Source organism: Fusibacter sp. JL298sf-3 (assembly GCF_053842995.1).
On sequence record NZ_CM132608.1, the window covers coordinates 940,224 to 960,755 of the forward strand.

General features: G+C 40.8%; 21 protein-coding genes. 3 read left to right on the forward strand and 18 right to left on the reverse strand.

Translation table 11 applies throughout. The features are described 5' to 3' along the window. Window positions 1-14 precede the first annotated feature (14 nt). The 4 genes from ACR6HW_RS04590 to ACR6HW_RS04605 all read right to left on the reverse strand — a co-directional run bounded on the left by ACR6HW_RS04590 (window position 15) and on the right by ACR6HW_RS04605 (window position 3,479). A complete protein-coding gene (locus ACR6HW_RS04590) occupies window positions 15-1,811 on the reverse strand; it encodes a B12-binding domain-containing radical SAM protein (RefSeq protein ID WP_455729988.1) in 1,797 nt (598 codons plus the stop codon). Between the two features lie 101 nt (window positions 1,812-1,912). Continuing rightward, on the reverse strand, window positions 1,913-2,176 hold the full coding sequence (locus ACR6HW_RS04595) for a hypothetical protein (RefSeq protein ID WP_455729989.1): 264 nt from the start codon (window positions 2,174-2,176) through the stop codon (window positions 1,913-1,915). Then, window positions 2,173-3,291, reverse strand: coding sequence for a radical SAM protein (locus tag ACR6HW_RS04600; RefSeq protein ID WP_455729990.1), 1,119 nt, complete (start codon window positions 3,289-3,291; stop codon window positions 2,173-2,175). Before ACR6HW_RS04600 ends, ACR6HW_RS04595 begins: the two co-directional genes overlap by 4 nt. A gap of 65 nt (window positions 3,292-3,356) precedes the next feature. Beyond that, a complete protein-coding gene (locus ACR6HW_RS04605) occupies window positions 3,357-3,479 on the reverse strand; it encodes a hypothetical protein (RefSeq protein ID WP_455729991.1) in 123 nt (40 codons plus the stop codon). Window positions 3,480-3,701: 222 nt separating this feature from the next. Here ACR6HW_RS04605 and ACR6HW_RS04610 point away from each other — a divergent pair, with 222 nt between their 5' ends. Then, entirely contained in the window at window positions 3,702-5,117 is a 1,416-nt protein-coding gene (locus tag ACR6HW_RS04610; protein ID WP_455730852.1) for an ISNCY family transposase, read from the forward strand. A gap of 273 nt (window positions 5,118-5,390) precedes the next feature. Here the strand turns inward: ACR6HW_RS04610 and ACR6HW_RS04615 are convergent, their stop codons facing one another. Then, window positions 5,391-5,786, reverse strand: a complete 396-nt coding sequence (locus ACR6HW_RS04615) for a GNAT family N-acetyltransferase (RefSeq protein WP_455729992.1) — start codon at window positions 5,784-5,786, stop codon at window positions 5,391-5,393. Window positions 5,787-5,883: 97 nt separating this feature from the next. Here ACR6HW_RS04615 and ACR6HW_RS04620 point away from each other — a divergent pair, with 97 nt between their 5' ends. Further along, the gene (locus ACR6HW_RS04620; RefSeq protein WP_455729993.1) at window positions 5,884-6,441 is read left to right on the forward strand and encodes a GNAT family N-acetyltransferase; all 558 of its coding nucleotides are present in this window, start codon (window positions 5,884-5,886) and stop codon (window positions 6,439-6,441) included. Between the two features lie 12 nt (window positions 6,442-6,453). Here the strand turns inward: ACR6HW_RS04620 and ACR6HW_RS04625 are convergent, their stop codons facing one another. The 6 genes from ACR6HW_RS04625 to ACR6HW_RS04650 form a co-directional block, all read right to left on the reverse strand. Next, complete coding sequence (locus tag ACR6HW_RS04625; protein WP_455729994.1) at window positions 6,454-8,283, reverse strand: ABC transporter ATP-binding protein; 1,830 nt, start codon at window positions 8,281-8,283, stop codon at window positions 6,454-6,456. After that, on the reverse strand, window positions 8,280-10,091 hold the full coding sequence (locus ACR6HW_RS04630) for an ABC transporter ATP-binding protein (protein ID WP_455729995.1): 1,812 nt from the start codon (window positions 10,089-10,091) through the stop codon (window positions 8,280-8,282). Before ACR6HW_RS04630 ends, ACR6HW_RS04625 begins: the two co-directional genes overlap by 4 nt. A 118-nt stretch (window positions 10,092-10,209) precedes the next feature. Beyond that, window positions 10,210-10,947: a peptidylprolyl isomerase gene (locus tag ACR6HW_RS04635; protein ID WP_455729996.1), complete on the reverse strand. Its 738-nt coding sequence runs from the start codon at window positions 10,945-10,947 to the stop codon at window positions 10,210-10,212. A gap of 15 nt (window positions 10,948-10,962) precedes the next feature. Next, a complete protein-coding gene (locus tag ACR6HW_RS04640; RefSeq protein ID WP_455729997.1) occupies window positions 10,963-12,303 on the reverse strand; it encodes a hypothetical protein in 1,341 nt (446 codons plus the stop codon). Window positions 12,304-12,315: 12 nt separating this feature from the next. After that, window positions 12,316-13,443 carry a hypothetical protein gene (locus ACR6HW_RS04645; RefSeq protein WP_455729998.1) on the reverse strand — a complete coding sequence of 376 codons (1,128 nt, stop codon included), beginning with the start codon at window positions 13,441-13,443 and terminating at the stop codon, window positions 12,316-12,318. 17 nt (window positions 13,444-13,460) lie between these two features. Beyond that, on the reverse strand, window positions 13,461-14,354 hold the full coding sequence (locus tag ACR6HW_RS04650) for an ABC transporter ATP-binding protein (protein ID WP_455729999.1): 894 nt from the start codon (window positions 14,352-14,354) through the stop codon (window positions 13,461-13,463). A 355-nt stretch (window positions 14,355-14,709) separates the two neighbouring features. On the opposite strand from ACR6HW_RS04650, the gene ACR6HW_RS04655 reads away from it, so the two are divergent. Continuing rightward, a complete protein-coding gene (locus tag ACR6HW_RS04655) occupies window positions 14,710-15,270 on the forward strand; it encodes a VanZ family protein (protein WP_455730000.1) in 561 nt (186 codons plus the stop codon). A gap of 240 nt (window positions 15,271-15,510) precedes the next feature. Here ACR6HW_RS04655 and ACR6HW_RS04660 read toward each other — a convergent pair whose 3' ends face one another. From ACR6HW_RS04660 to ACR6HW_RS04690, 7 genes are all read right to left on the reverse strand, one after another. Beyond that, window positions 15,511-15,852: a hypothetical protein gene (locus ACR6HW_RS04660; protein ID WP_455730001.1), complete on the reverse strand. Its 342-nt coding sequence runs from the start codon at window positions 15,850-15,852 to the stop codon at window positions 15,511-15,513. 103 nt (window positions 15,853-15,955) lie between these two features. After that, the gene (locus ACR6HW_RS04665; protein WP_455730002.1) at window positions 15,956-16,327 is read right to left on the reverse strand and encodes a CPBP family intramembrane glutamic endopeptidase; all 372 of its coding nucleotides are present in this window, start codon (window positions 16,325-16,327) and stop codon (window positions 15,956-15,958) included. Between the two features lie 377 nt (window positions 16,328-16,704). Beyond that, window positions 16,705-17,931 carry a transposase gene (locus ACR6HW_RS04670; RefSeq protein WP_455727774.1) on the reverse strand — a complete coding sequence of 409 codons (1,227 nt, stop codon included), beginning with the start codon at window positions 17,929-17,931 and terminating at the stop codon, window positions 16,705-16,707. Between the two features lie 232 nt (window positions 17,932-18,163). Further along, window positions 18,164-18,391 (reverse strand): AAA family ATPase, encoded by a 228-nt coding sequence (locus ACR6HW_RS04675; protein WP_455730863.1) that lies wholly within the window; start codon window positions 18,389-18,391, stop codon window positions 18,164-18,166. 234 nt (window positions 18,392-18,625) lie between these two features. After that, the gene (locus ACR6HW_RS04680) at window positions 18,626-19,078 is read right to left on the reverse strand and encodes a hypothetical protein (RefSeq protein WP_455730003.1); all 453 of its coding nucleotides are present in this window, start codon (window positions 19,076-19,078) and stop codon (window positions 18,626-18,628) included. Between the two features lie 233 nt (window positions 19,079-19,311). After that, complete coding sequence (locus ACR6HW_RS04685) at window positions 19,312-19,851, reverse strand: hypothetical protein (protein ID WP_455730004.1); 540 nt, start codon at window positions 19,849-19,851, stop codon at window positions 19,312-19,314. A 146-nt stretch (window positions 19,852-19,997) separates the two neighbouring features. Continuing rightward, window positions 19,998-20,531, reverse strand: a complete 534-nt coding sequence (locus ACR6HW_RS04690) for a methylated-DNA--[protein]-cysteine S-methyltransferase (RefSeq protein WP_455730005.1) — start codon at window positions 20,529-20,531, stop codon at window positions 19,998-20,000. Between the last annotated feature and the right edge of the window lies 1 nt (window position 20,532).

Here is a 20,532-nt window from a genome sequence, read left to right on the forward strand (position 1 = left end):
CAAAACACAGTTTTTTAACTGACACGTTTGTCAATATATATTTTCACAACATCATTAATTTTTCTAAGCAAATATATTTCTTTCGACTTATAATCAAAAGAGCTTGGATAGGTACCTGACTTTATATCTTTAACTATCTGTGAAATTCTAAAATTGCTATTTATGCGAACTTCTGATAGCTCATGAAATGTTCTCAATACAAAAATACTACTCTCATATTGACAGATGTTTTTCAACAAATCATCATAGAAATTATCGTTGCTTATATGCCGTTCAAATTGCTTCACCAAGATTCTTTCAAAATCTTTATCATGGCAGAACTCATAATAGTTTTCAAAATCTTTTTTAAACCGCTCTAAAGCATCTACGAAGTTGATGTTTTCTTTACTCATCACATAGAACATATACTTGAAATTTTTCACTAAATACACTGAACATATTGAAATGAATTTTAACAGTTCTATTGGAACATGCTTTGTTTTAAGATTAAAAAATGAAGAAAATATTTCTGGATACATTCGAATCAACTCTTTATCACTTTCGGGCACACTCAGCTTACCCATTCTTAAAAACTTAGAATTTAATTCAAAGCTCGTGTATTCAAGGTTCCTCTTCTGTTCGTCATAAAGCTTTGTGCCTGGAACAAGAGACAACATATGAAAATAAGCTGCCACATTGGAATGGTTTAAGTAAACATTCAGTATCAATAAAAGCGTTTTATGAATCATATACTTATCTTCTTCTGGATATCCTAAAATAAAAGATAAAATCGGTGTGATCCCATGTCTTGCAACAAGATCAATTTGACTGAACTGTTGATCTGATGTGACCTTTTTATTCATTAATTTCAACAAATCGTCAGAAGCTGATTCAACACCTAAAAGTATCTCTGAACACCCTGTACTTTTAAGTAACGATAGAGTTTTATCATCAATACAATCTATACGCCCTCTTGTGTCCCAGGTGATATCTAACTTTTCTTTCTTAATTTTTTGGACAAACTCGTTTGAAAATTTTTTATTAACAAGAAAATTGTCATCAGATAAGTAGATATGAGATATTTTATATTTCTCTTTTAGATTCTTTATCTGCTTAACTGTATCTTCAATAGAAAAACATCTTCTCTTCTTATTCCAAAATGAACTACAGCCACAGAAGGAACAGCCTCCCCCGCAACCTCTAGCAAGTTCTACATTTAATGAAACACGTTCTCTATTAAGTATTCTAGCATACTCTTCAGCTTTTGGTACTAGGTCATAATCAGGCTTTGGTAGTTCAGCTAAATTAGAAATCAACTCACCAGCACTATTCTTACACACATTGCCATTATCATCGCGATATACAATGCCCATAACATCTGAAAAACTCACTTTATCGTAAATAGAATTTATGAGTTCCAAGCACACTTTTTCACCTTCACCCATGATTAGGACGTCTATAAAATCAAACTCTTTTAAAATCTTCTCTTCAATCCCGTTTACTCCTGGCCCCCCCAATACTACTATTATACTGGGATCTCCCTGTTTTAGTATTTTTGCAATATTAATTGCTGTTGCCAGATTGAAATTAATTGTGCTCAATCCTACAATTTTATACCCAAACGACTGCACTTTTTGATATATTTTATTATAAAATTCATCATCAGCAACCAAAGTCTCTCCATAAACTTCAAATGCTAAATCCAGTACTCTTACATCGAATACCGAATGCTTTTTAATGTAAGAAGCTATGCTAAGCAATCCTAGAGGAATGTGAATTCCTTCTTCAGTATAGTACGACGGTGGATTTACTAGTAAAATACCTTTTTTCATACATGACCTCACAATATTGTACTCAATTTATAAATCATCAGAAATATTTTGTTTTACTACAATTCTATGGCAACTTAACAAGTATTCAGATTGTAGTAAAATCAAAGGATATTATGTTTTTTACATTTTGATAAGAAACTCTCAACCTCTAAAATTGCTTTATCTGAAGAACTAGCAAACAACTCCTTTACAATACATTCCGTTTGCTTCTTCTCCACCATTTTCTTGTAAATAATCTCACCTTGTATTTTATTAAAGCATAACACACTCAAACTATACGGTAATACTGTTAGATATTTATCATCTTCTTGTCTAAAAGTCATTACGATATCATTTATTTTATATCTAAATATATTTTTCTTCATTTATTTGCTCCTAAGATTTCGCATCTGCTGTCTTTTCCATACAAATTGTTCGTTTGGGTGTACGCAATTGCTCTACATCCTCCACCGCACCCTTTCATATTACATGAAACGCAATCTTCACTGAGATCGCTTATTTTCATATCTCTAATTTTTTTAAAAATCGAGCTGTTTTCCCATATTTCCGAGAACTTGTTCTCCCTTATATTTCCCGCTTTTAGCTCTTCAAAATTCATTAATTGTTCACAACCGTATACATCACCATTACTGGCAATAGAACAAGTCGTTACTCCAGCTTTACAACCTATTACTCTTTCAGTAAAACTAAGAGTACTTTTTCCCCAAAATTCTTCTATATCCTCTCGGATAAGGGCAGATTCTAACTCCCACGGAATATGGCTTTCATGTGGGAAAACCACATTAATAGGTATTTTAGATTTCTTTTTACATTCATTTATTGTTCTTATAGCTGTCATTTGAGCACTCAAATCAAGCTCTATCTTTTCTTGATTCATTGATGCCCTACCTACCAAACTAAACAATAAAAAACCGATTCCTTGTACGTTCAATTCAAGAGATAACTCTACCATTTTTTTTATTTCCATATAGTTTTTAGATGTAAGTACTGAAGCAATCCGTGTTTTTACACCATGCTTAACGAGTAATTTAATACCATCCATAACTAAACTATAACCACCACGCGTCATATTGTTAATAGCCTCAGTTGGTCCGTCAAGGCTAACCACCACCCAATCAATATTCGACCTCTTTATCAATGACACTAGCTCTTCATTTAGCGAAATCGCGTTAGTGCTAATTGAACATAAAAAGCTGTAGTTTGATATAAGCTCTATAATTGCCTTAATATCTGGATGAAGAAGTGGCTCACCTCCAGCAATGCGTATGTAATGAACGCCCATTTTTTCTAATTGATCAAATAATTTCTTGACTTCAGCTATCGGTAAAAACTCATTCTTACTTATTTCAGCGCACGCATAACAATACAAACAGTTTAAATCACACTTGTTGGTTATAGACACATCAACAAATAAAGGCGCAGATATATTACATAAGTCCATATTAAATCCTTTCAAACTAAAATTTAATTTATTAAACATATAACAACCCTCAGATGTTAGTCCAAGGGTTATCATAAATAAATGCACTATCTAAGTATTATTGATTATTGCTTTACCCATCCAAAATTATCCATAAGAATCAACTCTTCACCAACTTCTTCTAAGTTAGGTTCGCAAATAACCTCAGATTCTTTAGGCGTTTTGTTTTGTAATTTAATTCCTTTCACCCCATTATCTCCTTTCTATATATTTTTACTACAATTCTGATTATAATATATTATTATGTAATTTTCAATATTTTTTATAAAAATATATTGTTTTTTATGATTCACATGTGATAATGTCTTAAGTAATCAAACGTGATTTTGTCCCAAAAGATATAATGCTATAATAATACCTCAATGAATGAAAGCATCGAGGTAAATTAAATGACAAAGGTAGAATTACGTATGAATGAAAATCTAAAATATGAAATCATTAAAAAGCTCGTCGATACGAATGGCAATAAAAAAACAGCTTCACTTAAGCTAGGCTGTAGTATTAGAACGGTTAATCGATTAATCCAGGGCTATCGGTCAGAAGGGAAAGACTTCTTTGTCCATGGAAACCGTGGAAAGAAACCCGTTCACGCCCTGTCTAGCGAAACTAAAACGTTGATTTTAGGACTTTACAGGACCAAGTATCCCGATGCGAATTTCGCTCATTTTACTGAAATCCTAGCAGAGCAAGAACACCTTTTTCTTTCTCCAACTACTGTAAAAAATATCCTTATGGAACAAGATGTTTTATCTCCCAAGGCTCACAGGTCAACAAAGAGAGCCCTTCGTAAAAAATTAGAAGCCCAAAAGAAAAAGGCTACTTCTAAAAGGGACATGGCGATTATTCAGCACAAGATCGTTGAACTCGATGAAAGCCACCCTAGAAGACCTAGATCCGCCTACTTTGGAGAAATGCTTCAGATGGACGCTTCGGTTCACATCTGGTTTGGTGGCGTCAAAACCCACTTACACGCTGCTATAGACGATGCCACAGGGCGAATCGTGGGGGCTTACTTCGACCACCAAGAAACACTTAAAGGCTATTACAATGTCTTTCATCAAATTTTAACAACCTATGGTATCCCACACATGTTTTACACAGACAGAAGGACTGTTTTTGAATACAAACAAAAAAAGGCCCCTTCACTTGAAAAGGATACCTTCACTCAGTTTTCTTACGCTTGCCATCAACTAGGGGTAGATATAAAAGTAACAAGCGTTCCACAGGCCAAAGGACGCGTAGAACGCTTATTCCAAACACTACAATCACGACTGCCGATCGACTTAAGAAACGCAGGCGTATCAAGCGTAGAGCATGCCAACGAATTTCTGAACTCCTACATAAAGAAATTCAATGACAAGTTTGCTCTGCCTTTTGATAATAACAAATCTGTGTTTGAAACGCAACCGTCTGATGAAAAAATCAATCTAACGCTTGCGGTAATTGCTGAGCGCAAAATTGATACAGGCCATTGCATTAAATTTGAAAATCAATATTTTAAACTCATGGACGACAGAGGCCTCCCTATTTATTACCACAAAGGCACTCCGGCTGTCATTATTAAGGCTTTTAACGGCTGTTTGATGGCCTCTGTAAACGAGAACGTTTATGAACTCGAACTTATCCCTTCTCATCTAAGGAAATCTAAGAACTTTGATTTTCAGGACGAGTTCGAGGCTCTGCCTAAAAAACGCAATATCCCTTCTATGATACATCCATGGCGGAAGAGCGCCATCAAGAAATTTATCAAAACACACTATGCTCAACACAATTATACTTTTGAGGACATCATTAACACTCAAGAAAACTTTTTCTCCGCTAATTAACAAAGCACCAGCTTTTTACTGGTGCTCATGTTTCATTTATTTTGGGACATTTTCAAAAGTGATTGACATATTTTTTATAAAAATATATTGTTTTTATGTTATTTTTTTATCTTTTTTTGTTAAACGATGTTTTTTAATACTTTAACAAATATCTAACACAGTATTTATAGCTTACTCGTCAACTCACTTTCAAAACCAGATTCTTCATACAACACGTCTCAATTGAATTCGTTTTATCTCTTATTTAACGTGTTAGAACCTCTAGTATATCTGCTACTCTTTGACACGCATGCCGATGGCAAAAGACGTGTACCCGGCCCTTTCATAATACGGCACCAAGGGTGGTTCACAAAAGAGTTGTACGTGAAGGCCGTGCTGAACACAGTAATCCGTCAATTTTTTAAAGAGTTCCGTTCCGAGTCCCTGTCCTCTAAAGCGCGCATCGACACCCAAACCGCAGATGTACCCGTTGATAACGCCATCTGAAATAACGCGCCCCATGGCGACGAGGACATCACCGGCGTACACGTAAAGACTGTACCAGCTCTGTTCCATCGCCTGAAACAGTTGCTCTGCCGAGAGTTTTAAATACGCCTGCCAGCCGAGTCTTTCATACAAATCCAACAGCACTTCCGGCTGTGGCACCATCGTAGTGGTTTTAAAGTCCATGTGGGCTCCTTTCATGTGTGGGGGGAATACTATTTGCTCTGCATCTGCTAGCTGTTAAAGCCCCTGTGGTATACTGATAAAAAGGAGGTACAACAAGATGCGAATAGAGCGTATGCAAAAAACACAGGGGCCCATTTTCGTCGATTACTTCGACCGCTTATCCTTTGGACACGCCCCTGAATGGTCGAGCTGTTATTGCAGGTACTATCACACCACTTATCCTGACGACGCGTGGATGCAGCGTTCGGCGGATGTCAACAGGCGGGACGCACTGGACGCCATTGCAAAGGGGAACATGAACGGCTTTTTAGCCTTTGAAGGCGACAGCTGTGTCGGATGGCTCAACGCAAACGATGCGTGCGCCTTTGCGAGAATCCAGCCATGGGTCGGCAGGTTAATCGAAGGGCAAAAAGTGGCGTGTACGCTGTGCTACATTGTCCATCCCGACTACCGCCGCCGTGGAATCGCCAGTGCACTTTTAAACGCAGCCGTGGCGCACTATCGCGCAGAAGGTTATGACGCCATGCTCGCCCTGCCCTTTTCTGCCGCCACAGTTGAAAGACAATACCGCGGGACGCCGACCATGTACACGTCTCTCGGATACACCTGTATTGAGACACACGACACAGTACAGGTGATGTGGCTCACGCTGTAAAGCGTCACATCTCTAACCGGTTCGGTAGTACTGCGCCTGTGCACGCCACATGGTGTGGTACTGTCCGTCGGTCTTTTTCACAAGTGAATCGTGCGTCCCCCTTTGAACCAACTTGCCTTTGTGAAGCACGCAGATGACATCGCAGAAACGACAGGAAGACAGTCGATGTGAAATGTACACAACGGTTTTATTGCCTATATTCTGATTGAACGTCGCGTACATTTCAGCTTCCGCCACTGGATCTAAAGCCGCCGTGGGCTCGTCGAGGATATAGAACGCTCCGTCTTTGTAAAGTGCTCGCGCCACGGCGATTTTTTGAGCCTCACCCCCTGAGATCTCCGTCCCGTTTTCATGTACATTTCGGTAGAGGTAGCCCTCTGCACCACAACGCTTGTAAAAGGCCCCCATTCCCACTTTTTCAAGAACCTCCTGTACGCGAAAGTCGTCGTAAGTTGCACTTGCAGCAAGATTTTCCCCAATGGTGAGTGCCGGAAGTTTAAAGTCTTGAAACACCACCGAAAATGCGCGGATGTATGCCTTTTGATTCAATTCCTGAATCGATCGACCGTTGAGCCTGATTTGACCATTCGTCGGTTGATATAGCCCTAAAATCAAGTGTATCAAAGTGGTTTTCCCTGAACCGTTTAAGCCGACAAGTGCTATGCGGTCGCCTTTTCTTAAAGTCAAGTTGATATTTTTCAGCACGTAGTGTTCAGTGTCAGGGTACTTAAAACTTACCTCTTCAAGTTCGATAACCCATTCGCCCTCAAAGGCAGCTTTCACAAACTGCCCGTCGGCATCAGCCCCTGTGTTCTGCTCCTCTAAGTCATAAAAGTCGAGCAACTTAACCCGATAGGCATCTGACGCCGCTAAGATACTTAAGCTCGTCAAAAAAGCGTTCACATTTTTAAGCAGATACCGCAGTACCCCAATGTAAAATAGGACCTCCCCCACTGTAATCGAGCCGTAGAGACCTTTTAAACCGACAAACAAAGCAATGATAACAGAGAGGCAGTCGCTGTAAATGCCCGAGTGCGTCACACCGCGACCAAACACCGACCAAAATGAGGCATAGAGCATCTGCATCGTTTCTTTGTAAATCTCTCCGGCACGCGTTGCCAAAGGCCTACAGTAAAACTGCACATCTTTCGTCACTTTATAGTTGTACAACAGCTCCATATACGCCCGAATGTAACGGTACTGTTCCTTGGCCGTTTGCGAGACATCCTGTCCCGTCTTTTTATTGGCCTTTAGGGTCACTTTTAGCGACAGGGTATTTAACAACACAAAGGCACTGATACAAAGCGCCGTCATTTCGAAGGTGCCACCCCCGCGATAGACCAGTGGCGCTCTAAAGAAATCAATCGAAAACACTCCTGCACACGCTGTTCCCACTAGGGTGCCGCACAAGCGCCCCGTATGTGTCCCAAAAGAAGCGAGGTTGTGAATACCTGTAGCTTCTAAGTGTTGGAGCTCGGACCAATCGCTTTGAAACGCGTCTGACATCGCCACCTGATACGGCAAGCGGGCTATCTTTTCTGCTTTCTGCGCATCGTGTCTTTTAAAGAGCTTAAATTTGTAACGCTCTGATTGACTTTGAAAAAAACCCTCTACAATCATCAATACCGCAATGCCCGCGGTAGCTGGAAACGCTATATGCAGCACCTCTATCAGTGTCGTTTGCCTCATAACAGCATCGACAATTTGCTTTGACAAGTAAAAAGCCAAAAAAGGGTGCAACTGCCCGACGAGATTAAACAACACCATCGTTATAAAGTAGTTTGGCGACAACGTCCACAAGTAGCAATAAGTTCTACTTAAACGTTTGATGGTTTTTCTCATTTAGACATGCCCCCTCTCTTATAATATCGGCTCTGAACATCGTACAGAGCTCTGTAGCGACCGCCTTTTGCCATAAGCGACTGATGGGACCCTTCTTCTATAACCGCACCGTTTTCAAGGTACACGATACGGTCGCAAAATTGAGTGGAAGCCAGTCGGTGTGAAATAAAAATCGATGTTTTCTCACGACTGATGGCATCAAAAGCACTGTACAACTCGCTTTCTGCCACAGGATCAAGTGCTGCTGTGGGTTCGTCCAATACATTGATGGGGGCATCTTTATAAAGTGCTCGTGCCAGCAATACTTTTTGATTGAGGCCGCCGGACAAATCAATGGCGCCTGAACGGCTGGTCTTAAACAGCTGTGTCGCCCCTTTATCCGGTAGCGATTCAATATAGGTGCTCAAGCCGCTTTTTTGAATGACCTCTGTCACTTGATTGCTGTTGTAAACACTGTCTCCTGCAATATTCGCATTAATGGTTTCCGGAAAGATATAAATATCTTGAAACACAGGGGCAAAAAGTCTGTAGTAAGTGGTTCTATCGAAGTCTCTGCTGTCGATGCCGTCTATGAAAATGCGCCCTTCACAGGGGGTTAGCAGCCCCATTAGCAACAGCATTAAAGTCGTCTTGCCGGCACCGTTGTTGCCCACGAGTGCAAGGCTCTCACCTTTTCCAATGGTCAATGAAAAATCCCGAAACAGCCACTTTGAACTTTCTGGATACCGATACCCCAGCCCTTCTATACGAATCTCAGGCGCATGCGCAATTAATGGTCGTTGTCCCGCTGCGCTTTCTTCTGTTTCTATGTCCAGCAGTGCCCTTATGTGGCCCATAGAAAGACTGAACAGCATCAACTTGTTAACTTGCTGAATGAGTTCATTGACCCACGTGGAAAATGTCCGAACCAGTGCCAGCATAAACACGAAATGCGCCACCTCTATGGCGCCTTCCAGTAAGCTGATTACCAAGTAGATAATTACAGCAAGCTCTCTGATCAAAAACATGAGCGCGTTGACCACCGAAGCCCCAAAGTGAAGCGCTGTCGATTGTTTGATGTAATGTGACCAATCGCTTACATATGTCTCAAGGCGTTCTATTAACCAAGGCGCCATGTGGTACAGACGCATGTCTTTATAAAATGCCCGGTCCTGCAAATGAGATGACATCGCGGTCGCTTGCTTGGCCGAACGGCTGCGCGCACTCATATTGTCACTTTGACGGCGGTTGTTCCAAAAGCCGTAAAATGCGTTGGCGGCAGAAGTCACTAGGATAACGCCCAATAGAACGCCGTCGATTTTAACAATGTCTACTGCAAAAAAAACAATCCCGAACAGCGATGTCAACAAGAGTGCCAATGAGCGCCCAAACTGATGCATCGTCCCCTTATCGCCTTCACTCATTATTTCTTTTACTTTGGCAATTTGATCTTGGGTTTCCGCAGTCACCAGACGATTGTACGAGAGCGTGGTTATCTTCTTAAAAACGATGTTGGCGTTAAGATAGGTTTTAGGGAGAATGCCTTTCTCCATAAAGCGCATGGCACTGTAAGAAGACACGGCGTTGAAAACAACCATCGCCAAAGAAGTGCCTAAAAGTGGCTTTAAAACGGCGCCTATAGCCTGCTGTTGCTCTATGCCTTGAACGATGAGTTTGGGGAGTGTGGCAGTGGCATAAGCAGCTAGAATGCCACTGGGCACCGCCAGACCCAACAACAAGATAAAAGCCGGGTAGGTTTTTTGCCAAATGCCGAAGTAAAACAGTATGTTGCCTCCAAATGTATAAATGCTTTTTTTATTGTTATTCATGATTGCTCCGAATGTATGTATAATCTTTTGCTTGTATGCCCGTTTGATAATACTATTATCACAAGTGTTTGTTTGACAAAAGTTTATCATAGTATACAGTTTTCGGCAATAGTGAGGTTTAGGGGGTGTCGCCCTCTTCGTAACTAAAAATAACCACATCCAGTATCATAACAGGCTCTAAGCTCGATTGATTGGCGTCTTCAGAAGCGGAATCATTGATGGTCTGCACTAAGTCGAGACCTTCATAAACCTGTGCAAACACCGTGTATTCACCGTCCAATCGCGGGACGCCGCCTCTACACTCGTAAGCATTACGTACAGCTTCACTGTACCAGCTGGTATCTGAATCAACTGCTTCCATCTCGGCTGCCTCTAGGCCCCCTTGGCAAATGATATAAAAACTATCGTTTGGGCTATATTGCACGTCGGTACGATAATCTGTATACTTCGACATCCCCACTGCACCGGTTAGATGTACGTAGTCATGATCTGTTTCATCCGTGTAGTTTTCCCCGTTGATACTGCGCCCTAACGGATACAGTGGGTGTGACTGCACCTGAATCAAAAAATCCTTTTCTATACGGTCAAAAACCAAATAGTCGTAGTGATTCTCCTTTGCCAGTTGTACAAAGTTATTCACCGCATTTGGTGCCACTTCAGGAAACAAACGCAACTTAATGTCGCCGATTGTCGTAGTGACGCTAGCACACAAATCCCCTTGACTTGGTTGTCTGAGTTGTTCCAGTTCTGACTCAGGCTCAACTTCTTTGCGCTCATTGGCGACCGCCTCTTCAATGCCCCTATTTGAACAGGACACGAGAAGGAGCGCACACAACAACATCACATATTTTTTCATACCACCCCTCCTCATTTAAGCAATATCTTGATTTCTAAAAGCCCCGTGTGCCAACAACAGCGTACAGACACTCCCCACCAGAGTCACTGCCAAAACTTGCATCACAGTGACTGGGAGATAGCCACCGAACAGAGCGTTGAGTTCAAAAAATCCCGTAAAATCCCATAGAGTCCCTTCAATTGAGGGCATCAGATACGGTAATCCATAGGTCAAAGTGAAAACCAAACTCGACGCAACCATTGAAAACACCTGATTTTTAACGAGAATAGAAACCAATAGCCCCACCCCGGTCCAAAATAAAATGAGTACGGTCATAATACCGCCTTGCAAAAGAACGACTTTCCAAAGTGGTAGAAAACAATTTAAATCAAATGTTTCAGACGACTTCTTCAGTGATATCACATCGGCAATACCCACCGTATTCAGATTTTCTACCCGCCTTCCCCTATTCACAATTTCTAAATCAGGTTGCCACGATGTTAGAAATTCTTTTTTGACTACAACTGGCTGCCTTGCATCGGAAAACCCGTGCTTCGCACCTAAAAGAGCAAAGATGCCGAAAAAAACAATACAAACAATGAGCCACGATGTCACAGCACCGATTGTATAACTTCTCAAAATAAAGCGTCCTCTCCCTTGAGAGAGCTTGTTTTTTAGTACGCCTGTTTCCCTCTGTAGACTCACAGCCCCCGCACCGATAACCGCCGAAAGTACACCGAAAACCAAGGGCAGCTTTGTCTGAAAAAGCAAGTATAGAAATGCGAAAGGTGTTACCGATATCCTTACCCCTCTCGGAATATCTCTTTGAAAAAGTTGCATATAGTAAAGAGCGCTGTGAGCATAAACTTGTGCCCCTTGAAAATCCGGATACCGAAATGCCCCCATGTTGGGAAACTCTATCTCTGATCTCAGGGTATCCCACTCAGAACCAAAGGTGTCCATCGGCGAAGGTAATCGGTCATCTTCATCGGCTGCAAGCCATGTATCGTTGAGAACAGTTCCAGCCATCCAACCCATCATAAAAAACTGTGCCCGATTGAGGTTATAAGCCTCATGGTCCAAGAGGGGGTCTAGCTCAAGTGCATCTTCAGACAGTTTTATTTGAAAACTCAGTGCTTCCTCATATGTACGGAGGGTTTGCACCGGCGTATCGCGTATAGGGATTTCCATATGGTTGGCCCGACTCTGAAAGCTTTGACTCAGTACTTGATTCATGAACTGCGTGTCCCTTTTAAAAGCGATACTCTGTTTTTCAAAAGACCAGACGGTTGCCAATAGAAATAGAAAGAGCATCCCTATGATAATGAAAGTAGAATAACGCTTGAACTGTGCTTTGAGTTCCAAAAACAACATCATGGTGTCCCTCCTCTAAAGGTCTTCACGAGTAAAGCGATAGACAGCAAATAATCCGATGAATACACTGCTCACCACAGGAGCGCCCCACAGGGTATTAAGCGCCCTCTCGGCATAAACCGGATAGGCATTGAGCCCAGTCAACGGGTAATAGCACCAAAATGGTTCGCTCATCGGGAGCAACGTTCTTAACGAAAAATCGAAAAGAAAGACCACCAACATCACTATAAAGGTTTCCCCCTGTGCTTTGAGCTTCATCCCAACTGCAAGTGAAACAGTAACCAAAAAACTCATCAAAAACAGCGCATATACACTCACCGGAAACACCGTGGCGTACCAAGGCACACAGCCTACGCCGGCCTTAACCACCGGATAATTTAGGTCACCCAATTGGCCCATTAAATAAAAGCCACCTGTAAAAATCAAAAGGCAAACAACACTTGTTCCAAGTATATTCACAACGGCCACACACCACTTTACACCAATAATCCCTGCCCTATTGCCATTTATGCTATAGAGCGTTTTGTATGCACCACTTGTCATATCGTCTACAAAAACACCTGTAGACAGCAATACGGTAATAAGTCCCCAGATTAACAAGCCTTCATAAGACAACACACGCGAAATAAATCGATGTCCAACCATCTCAAAAGGGCTACTCAACGGTACAATGGCGTTTTTCAGAAGATACGTTTTAACTTCAATACTGTCGTAAAGTGTCTCCGCATCCATTCCAGGGTACAAGTAGTATGAGATATTCCGCTGGTTCTTCTCATAAAGCTCCAACAGCAGCTTCTCTCTTTCAATTTCGTAAACCAATCGGTCAATTGGCTCACGCTCGTTGAGAATCTGGCGCGTTATCATGTACCAGCGCATGGTAAGAGCTTTTCTGTCTTCCAAGGCTTTAAAATTCTTGTGGGTACTCTCATACGCCGCTATTGACGCATTTAAACTTTGAAGTTCCATACTGGTCGCCATTTGCTCAAAACGTATTTGTTCTTCATACCAAGTTTGGTAGCGGCCGTCTAAAACGGTATTTATGCTGACAAAGCCTGCAAAAATGAGAAAACTACAGACCACAATCCAAACATTTTTTCTCATCCGCCAAAAACGCCACATTTCGACTTTAAAAAAGTTTGTCATACCGGGCCCCCCTCCCATTAAAACAGCTCCTTATAAAGGCGCTCAAGGTCCTTTTCTACGGGAACTACCGAGCGTACCCAATACTTGTTCTGAACAAGTAACCCCAGTACTGCTGACAGCGCTTGATCGCGCGTCACCCATACCAAAACGCCTTCTTGAGTCAATTCGCATTTGGTGATGAGGTTTAAGTCTTTCAGCTCTTCAATCGTCTGATCCGAGAGGTGCTGGCCATCTAAAAATCTAATTTTATACGCCTTTGTCAGCGTCTCGGATTCCAGTGTTTGTCTATCGACTATTTCGCCATTTTTTATGAAAATACTACGCGTCGACACTTTCTCCAGCTCAAGCAACTGATGGGAAGAAATCAGCAACGAGACGCCACTTTCAGCAATGGCCATAAGTGTCTTTCTCAGTTCAAATATCCCTTGTGGGTCCAAACCGGAAAACGGCTCATCCAATATCAGGTATTCCGGCTGCGATAACAGAGCAATGCCTAAGCCCATGCGTTGTTTCATACCCATAGAATACTTGTAAGTCACCTTATGTATATGTGCTGTCATCCCAATGCTGCTGACAATGCCATTCAGTTCTTTAGGGGACACCTCTCTGAGTTTGCCAAAGAGTTTTAAATGCTCCATTCCCGTCAAGTTGGGGTAAAGCCCTGGGGATTCAATTAAAGCCCCTAATTTCGATAGTGCCTCTTTCGGACGCTTTTTCAACGACTGTCCTCCGATGATGACCTCGCCTGAATCTGGAAATACCAATCGTGTGATACATTTCATCGTCGTACTTTTACCGGAACCGTTTGGACCGATAAACCCCACGATTTCCCCTTTGTCTACACAAAATGTAACGTCACTTAATACTTGGTGTCGACCAAACCGTTTATTGATACCATTCACTTCTAACATCTAGGTCCTCCTCGTCCATCCGTTTACGCCTCACGGCAAATAAACCGCCTACAAATCGCACGCCTACCGGTATTGTATCAAACTTTACGCCGATTAATATCCAGAATTTATTTCTTTATCCATTTTTAATATCTTATTAAGTTTTACAAGTAGTAACAGGCCTATACATGCGCTTTAAACTTCGATTTTCAACATAACTCAATGGCTAAAAACCATCATTGGTATTTTAATACTAAAATGGTACAATAGACGAGAAATTGTTTTATTCACAAGATGTGTTTTCTTAATTTTCAATTTATTAAACAACTCTTTCCACTAAGCAGTTCTGATGTCACGATAACAGGAGGCCCTTGCTATGCCCGATTCAACCGTATTCATCTTTACCATCCCACTTTACTTGATTTTTGCGTTTATCCAGTACACCAAAAAAGTACCGATGCACAAACAACTCCTCTATTTGATGGTGTACATTTACGCGTGGAAGGTCATTGACCTGACCTTGTTCCCACTCCCAGTTCAAAGAGCTTATATCGACTATATGCGCTCTAATAAAGAAGTTTACATCGAACATGCTTTTATTCCCTTTAGCGACATCATTTCAACTGTGAAAAGCAGTTCTTTAAAAGGTGCCGTCTATATCATCGGTGGGAATCTTGCACTCTTAGCGCCATTTGGATTTTTCTACGCACTTTCCTCAAAAGTCAGCAGCATAAAAAAAGCCACATTGTACACTTTTTTAGTCGCCTTAAGTATTGAATCCAGTCAATTTTTGATTTCGCTTATCTTAGGCTTTACGTACCGTTCTGCAAGTGTCGACGATTTGCTGCTCAATACACTCGGCGGCGTTTTTGGGGCCATTGCCTACCAAAACTACTGCTATTTAAAGCATTCACTTACACTAAGAGAAAAAAACTAGGTAGCTCGCATCGTTTAGCACTAGCGCCAAAAATTGTTGGTGCCAATGAAATGAAATATCCATGGCAACTCTCTGACGGTTCTTTAGAGCCGTCTTTTTCATTCTAATCACAGTGTACGCCACTGCCACAATACCGTCAGCTTGAACGACTGCCTCATGCAAACGCAAAAAACAGTGTTCGAAAGCCCCATCTAAGCCAAGACGAAAAACCTTCAACCACTGCTTTCTACAAAACTACCTTTACAGGTACGCCTCTGGCTCTCCAAACAAAAGTCGCTCGAACAAGGCGAAGAAAAACGCCGTAAAAATGGCAGCGGACAACTGCGTTTCAAACAAATACCGTGTCAAAACAGTTAAAACCAGGAACAGCATAAAATTTAATGCGTACACGAATATTTTAGATTTTTGCCCAAGCTGCCACCTTTCAAATGGTTTTGACAGCGTCTCAACAATAGACGTTTTCAGATGCACTTGTTCGATGATTAGTTTAAACAGCAGATAAGCCACCGATAAAACGAATAAAGATACCCAAAAGTTATGTAACAACGCTTCGATTAACCATGTACTCACTTGTCCCTGCATGGTGTATACCTCCTTTTAAAATAAACATAGGGTTATAGGCACTCCTTTACTTGTGTGTTTTCATGTCTTCTTATTTAAGACAAACCGAGAAGAACAGATTTTTTTATCTACTTCTATTTTTGTATTTCAATTTTAAAAAATTAAAATATACAGCTCCTGTAAAATTTATGAGAATATGCATTAATATACTCATCCAAAGTGAACGCGTTAGTAAAACTAAAAATCCTATTGCATTGCCTATAATGAAAATAGGTAACATTCCGAAAATGTACTCTTTGCTTAATTTAAAATTATTTTCATAGTTGATATGAAATAAAGCAAATAAGAGCGAACTTATAATTACGAAAAGCTCTTCATATTTTATTATTGGAAATTTATTTAGTAAATTCATTAGTATAATACCTCTAAATAGAATTTCCTCAATAATCGGAATTAAAAAGCAAAAATAATAAAACGCTCTACTATCCCAACTCACTCCTGCGGCACTCCTGAAAAGATTCTCATTGTTTAAAGAGTAATATACCAACAATCCCAGTATCCATAAAATTATATGCTTGAAGGCTTCTTTTACGTATAAAATATCTCCCCAAGGTTTGTATTCACCCGGTGTTACAAAAATCAGTACTACTAGTAATATAAAGCCCCAAATGAAACTTGAAGGACTAGACCAAAGCTGCCTATTTTCACTTAGCCTATTTTTTTTATATAGAAGCCATTCTAAAATTGTATAGAGAAAAAATACTAGTATTATAATTGAGACTCTTGCATAATTAACTCGATAATTTGAGAAAAAGGCTTAATCCTAAGTAACAGCCCCTGCCATGCTTTCAAATTTCAATCTTTTGTTGTTCATTATGCTACTAAGAGTTCCTCATTTCTGTTTACTTTAACTTTTGAAGCGATGGTTCCTGCAACCAACGCAATGCAATTTAACAACGCATGAACAGTTGCTTTCTTGATACCTTTAGACCGGATTGAATTCAAATTTAAAATCGTCTTTAGTCGACCGTTGCAACGTTCAACAGAAGTTCGCTTGTTGTATAGAGTCTTCCATTGATCAGATGATCTTAACGGATATCCGATTTGTCTTGGATTTTCTTTACGATTTATCTTGAGCGTATAACCATAATTGCTTGATGAACACCATGCACTCCCATGTGGACAGTTACATTTCCCCAGTACTTGTGGACATCTAAATTTCATGTAATCGCCGTCAATCCCCCAATAAACGAGTTTGTAACCACCAGAACAGACTGGATGAAACTCATCATCTAACCCTTCTGGGGCGGCGTGACTGCCTCTTGGGTTGTAGGCTATGATTGGAGTAGCTTCAAAGTGATTTATTACTGCATCATAGACAGAATTATAATCATATCCAGAGTCCATCGCATAGAACAATGGTCTAAACAGATCTCTATACTGCTTTAGAAACTCTTCAATCAGTGGAACTGCAATTGTTCCATCATGAACATTCGCTGGTGTTACCATAACTGAAAGTGGTAATTCACTGTATGAATCGCTCAGGATATGAAGTTTCCATCCAAACCAACGAATGTTATTACCGTGAGTATCGCGCTTCATTCCCCAGTTTGGGTTGGTGCCGTCATCTACAATATCTTTCTTTGGTTTTGAGGCTTCGAAAGCATCTACCTTAGTAGAGTCTATTGAAATATGACTACCATCAACAATTCCTAATTCTTTAGCATGAACAACTAAATCACCGAATAGTTTCAGCAACGCATCTGATTCTGACAGCTTATCTGCGAATCTGCTGAAAGTGGCTTCTGATGGTACTTTGGATAACACCTCAAAACCACAGTTATAACGTAACACTGGGTTCTCTTTCAACTGTCTCACCAACTCGCTGGTGGTCGAAATTCTCAGAATTTGCTTAGCAATTAATGCGTAAATCATCGGTGCGACTCTGTAACCTTTTGGACCTCTCAAATGACTCTGTTTAGATAATGCCGCAACCAAAGGTGAGATGTTGATCTGAGCAAGAATTAATTCCAATTTCGTTTCTTGCTGAAAGTTCATAATTTCTTCAAAGGAAAATAGACATGTTTGTCGAATATACATAAGTGGAAACTTCCTCCTTCGTTTGGATTGTGTTTGCTGCCACTTATATAATTCGACGTTTGGGGTGAAGTTTCCTTTTTGTTTCTTTAAAAACTTGTTAAATCAACGGTTATAAATTATGCAATTTTCTCAATTATCAATTTCATAACATCATTTTTCGTATGATTACTTTCAAAAATCATACTCTCCTTACATAATATATTTAGATTCCAGAGGAAAATCCATTTAACCCTTAAGATAAATTAATAATATAATCCGCAAAATTAGTTAGTTCAGGATTATGAGTAATTATTATAACTATTGAATTTGATTTATGTTTTTTCAACCATTCTAATAAAGTTTCTTTAGATTTAATATCAAGAGCCACTTCAGGTTCATCCAAGAGTATTAGTTGAGGACACTTAGTTAAAATTTTTAATAATCTTAGTTTTTTTTTCTCTCCTCCAGACAGCTCTTTGATATTTTCTAAGTTTCATGCTCCTCAAAACCTCTGTGGCATCTATCGGGACAACAAGATAAAGAAAGGCGCGCTTGGTGCCGTCATACATAAACTTTCAAACCACATCATCGCGGTTTTTCGTGACAAAACTTCTTATTGACTTTTATCAACCGGTCTTCTCCTCAGTAATAGTATACCACTTTGTAACTAAAAAGGGGTACCCTTATCGACTAAAGACCCCCCTTAAATACTTCTTTACTGTTTATGAGCACAGGCCTTTAATTCAGGGTACATGTCCACCAAAAAATTCAGATGCCTGTAACGCAAATTGTCACAACGCACATCTTCCTCGTCGAGCCCTTTGTAACATTCAAACAACGCGTACATTTTTCCGGAGGAGCTGTACACGTACGATGTGCCCTTTTCTATGACGGTGAGAATATACCCGTCGTCAATTTCGTTGTCCCCTAACGCACTTTTAAAGAACGCCGGATTCTCGCGGTCAGATACCAGTTTGTACAGTGCCAAATCCATAGCGGACTCTTTGATTTCAGTCGCACTCTCTATGTTGGCTTTGGTCACTTCCACCGTTTTTCGTATGGGATACGACAGTTCCTGATTTTGCGGCTCAATGCGCTCGCAGACAAAGCGCTCTTCAATGTAGCGCATCAGTTCATTGACAGTGTGTTTTGGATAATAACTATGCATACGTCACCTCTTTTATTTTATAACTTGTGTACAGCCTTCACTATATTAAACGTATGAACCCCTAAAAATCTTACACTTTTTTGGTGACATTTTAATAATTTTTTTCACAAATGTATAAAGCCTTAGAATAGGCGGTTTTGTCCACCCTCTATCCAATGCGCACTGCGTGAAAAGCAATAAAATGGAGACGCCCTGCTTTGGTTTAAAATCAGCTTAACGGTATGTAGAACCGCCTACCACTTCGGTAATGAAAAAGAACCTGACCACGAACCGAAGTTAACCCAAGTGGCTTTGCTTAAATTGTAGATTTTCATGTTGCTCTGTGACAATTTAACGCGCTCTACATCTCGCGCAGTAAATCGACCTACAGATTGGTTGTGGCGTTTTGAGGCCGTATACGACTTACTTAACCATTTGTTCAAATACGTGTCTGATGAAAAAATACTCGTATCTTTCACTGTGAAGTTTCCTTGAACTGAATTGGTTAAATACTTGTCCGATTTAATGGTCATGTACAGTTCATAAGTTGTCGAACCGGATTTGTCGAACCAATAGTCGATATCGATGTACCCGTCGTACTGATACCCCTCGATGCTCATATCGTGGACGCTGCGCTGTTCAACAACTTCCAAATCACCTTGCGTATCTTTTAAGACATAGTACCGTTGACTGGCGGACTCGATTTTTACCCAAGTGTCGTCAGCGGCAAAAGCCACCGCACAGAGGTTGAACACAAGCACCAACACGCACAGTATACACAAACGTTTTTTCATATCAGTTACCACCTTTCATTATAAAAGCGGCGTCTCCATATATAGAACGTATGAAGGTGCTATTTTCTTACACTTTTTTATAAAATAAATTTACATGTATGAAAAAAGACGCTATACGCGTCTATTTAAAAGGTTTTTCTGTGGTTTTACTCTTCAGCTGCAAGTATTGCCCCTTCATGACTCAATAAGGCACGCTTTTTATCCAAACCGCCTGCATACCCCGTTAACTGACCACCTGCCCCGATTACGCGGTGACAAGGCACGATAACTGAAATCGGATTGTGACCGACGGCACCGCCGACCGCTTGTGCAGACATAGACGGCTTGCCGAGCATCTGTGCAACTGTTTGAGAGAGCGCGCCATAGGTGGTGGTGGCACCATAAGGGATTTGAACAAGTGCCGCCCATACGATTTTTTGAAAAGCTGTGCCGTTAAAAGCCAACGACACAGTAAACCGCTCCAGTGTCCCCGCCTCGTAGGCGGCAAGTTCCGTTTTTACAAGGTCAATCCCTTTGAAAACCGCTTCCGGTACCTCTGAACCGTCCTCAGTCCAGACGGCATCTGAAGGGATCTTCGGAAAATACTTTTGGCCTTCGAACCAAAGCCCCGACAGGGCGCCGTCTGTTTCGTGTCGTACAACGGCAGGGCCCCATTTCAACGCTATTTTCGTAAAATACATA

Coding starts and splice junctions, on each gene's coding strand:
- ACR6HW_RS04645 (WP_455729998.1), bottom strand. CDS start 13,443: ATGACAAACTTTTTTAAAGTCGAAATGTGGCGTTTTTGGCGGATGAGA.
- ACR6HW_RS04595 (WP_455729989.1), bottom strand. CDS start 2,176: ATGAAGAAAAATATATTTAGATATAAAATAAATGATATCGTAATGACT.
- ACR6HW_RS04685 (WP_455730004.1), bottom strand. CDS start 19,851: ATGAAAAAACGTTTGTGTATACTGTGCGTGTTGGTGCTTGTGTTCAAC.
- ACR6HW_RS04655 (WP_455730000.1), top strand. CDS start 14,710: ATGCCCGATTCAACCGTATTCATCTTTACCATCCCACTTTACTTGATT.
- ACR6HW_RS04635 (WP_455729996.1), bottom strand. CDS start 10,947: ATGAAAAAATATGTGATGTTGTTGTGTGCGCTCCTTCTCGTGTCCTGT.
- ACR6HW_RS04610 (WP_455730852.1), top strand. CDS start 3,702: ATGAATGAAAATCTAAAATATGAAATCATTAAAAAGCTCGTCGATACG.
- ACR6HW_RS04630 (WP_455729995.1), bottom strand. CDS start 10,091: ATGAATAACAATAAAAAAAGCATTTATACATTTGGAGGCAACATACTG.
- ACR6HW_RS04615 (WP_455729992.1), bottom strand. CDS start 5,786: ATGGACTTTAAAACCACTACGATGGTGCCACAGCCGGAAGTGCTGTTG.
- ACR6HW_RS04625 (WP_455729994.1), bottom strand. CDS start 8,283: ATGAGAAAAACCATCAAACGTTTAAGTAGAACTTATTGCTACTTGTGG.
- ACR6HW_RS04650 (WP_455729999.1), bottom strand. CDS start 14,354: ATGTTAGAAGTGAATGGTATCAATAAACGGTTTGGTCGACACCAAGTA.
- ACR6HW_RS04670 (WP_455727774.1), bottom strand. CDS start 17,931: ATGTATATTCGACAAACATGTCTATTTTCCTTTGAAGAAATTATGAAC.
- ACR6HW_RS04590 (WP_455729988.1), bottom strand. CDS start 1,811: ATGAAAAAAGGTATTTTACTAGTAAATCCACCGTCGTACTATACTGAA.
- ACR6HW_RS04620 (WP_455729993.1), top strand. CDS start 5,884: ATGCGAATAGAGCGTATGCAAAAAACACAGGGGCCCATTTTCGTCGAT.
- ACR6HW_RS04680 (WP_455730003.1), bottom strand. CDS start 19,078: ATGCATAGTTATTATCCAAAACACACTGTCAATGAACTGATGCGCTAC.
- ACR6HW_RS04660 (WP_455730001.1), bottom strand. CDS start 15,852: ATGCAGGGACAAGTGAGTACATGGTTAATCGAAGCGTTGTTACATAAC.
- ACR6HW_RS04600 (WP_455729990.1), bottom strand. CDS start 3,291: ATGTTTAATAAATTAAATTTTAGTTTGAAAGGATTTAATATGGACTTA.
- ACR6HW_RS04640 (WP_455729997.1), bottom strand. CDS start 12,303: ATGATGTTGTTTTTGGAACTCAAAGCACAGTTCAAGCGTTATTCTACT.
- ACR6HW_RS04690 (WP_455730005.1), bottom strand. CDS start 20,531: ATGTATTTTACGAAAATAGCGTTGAAATGGGGCCCTGCCGTTGTACGA.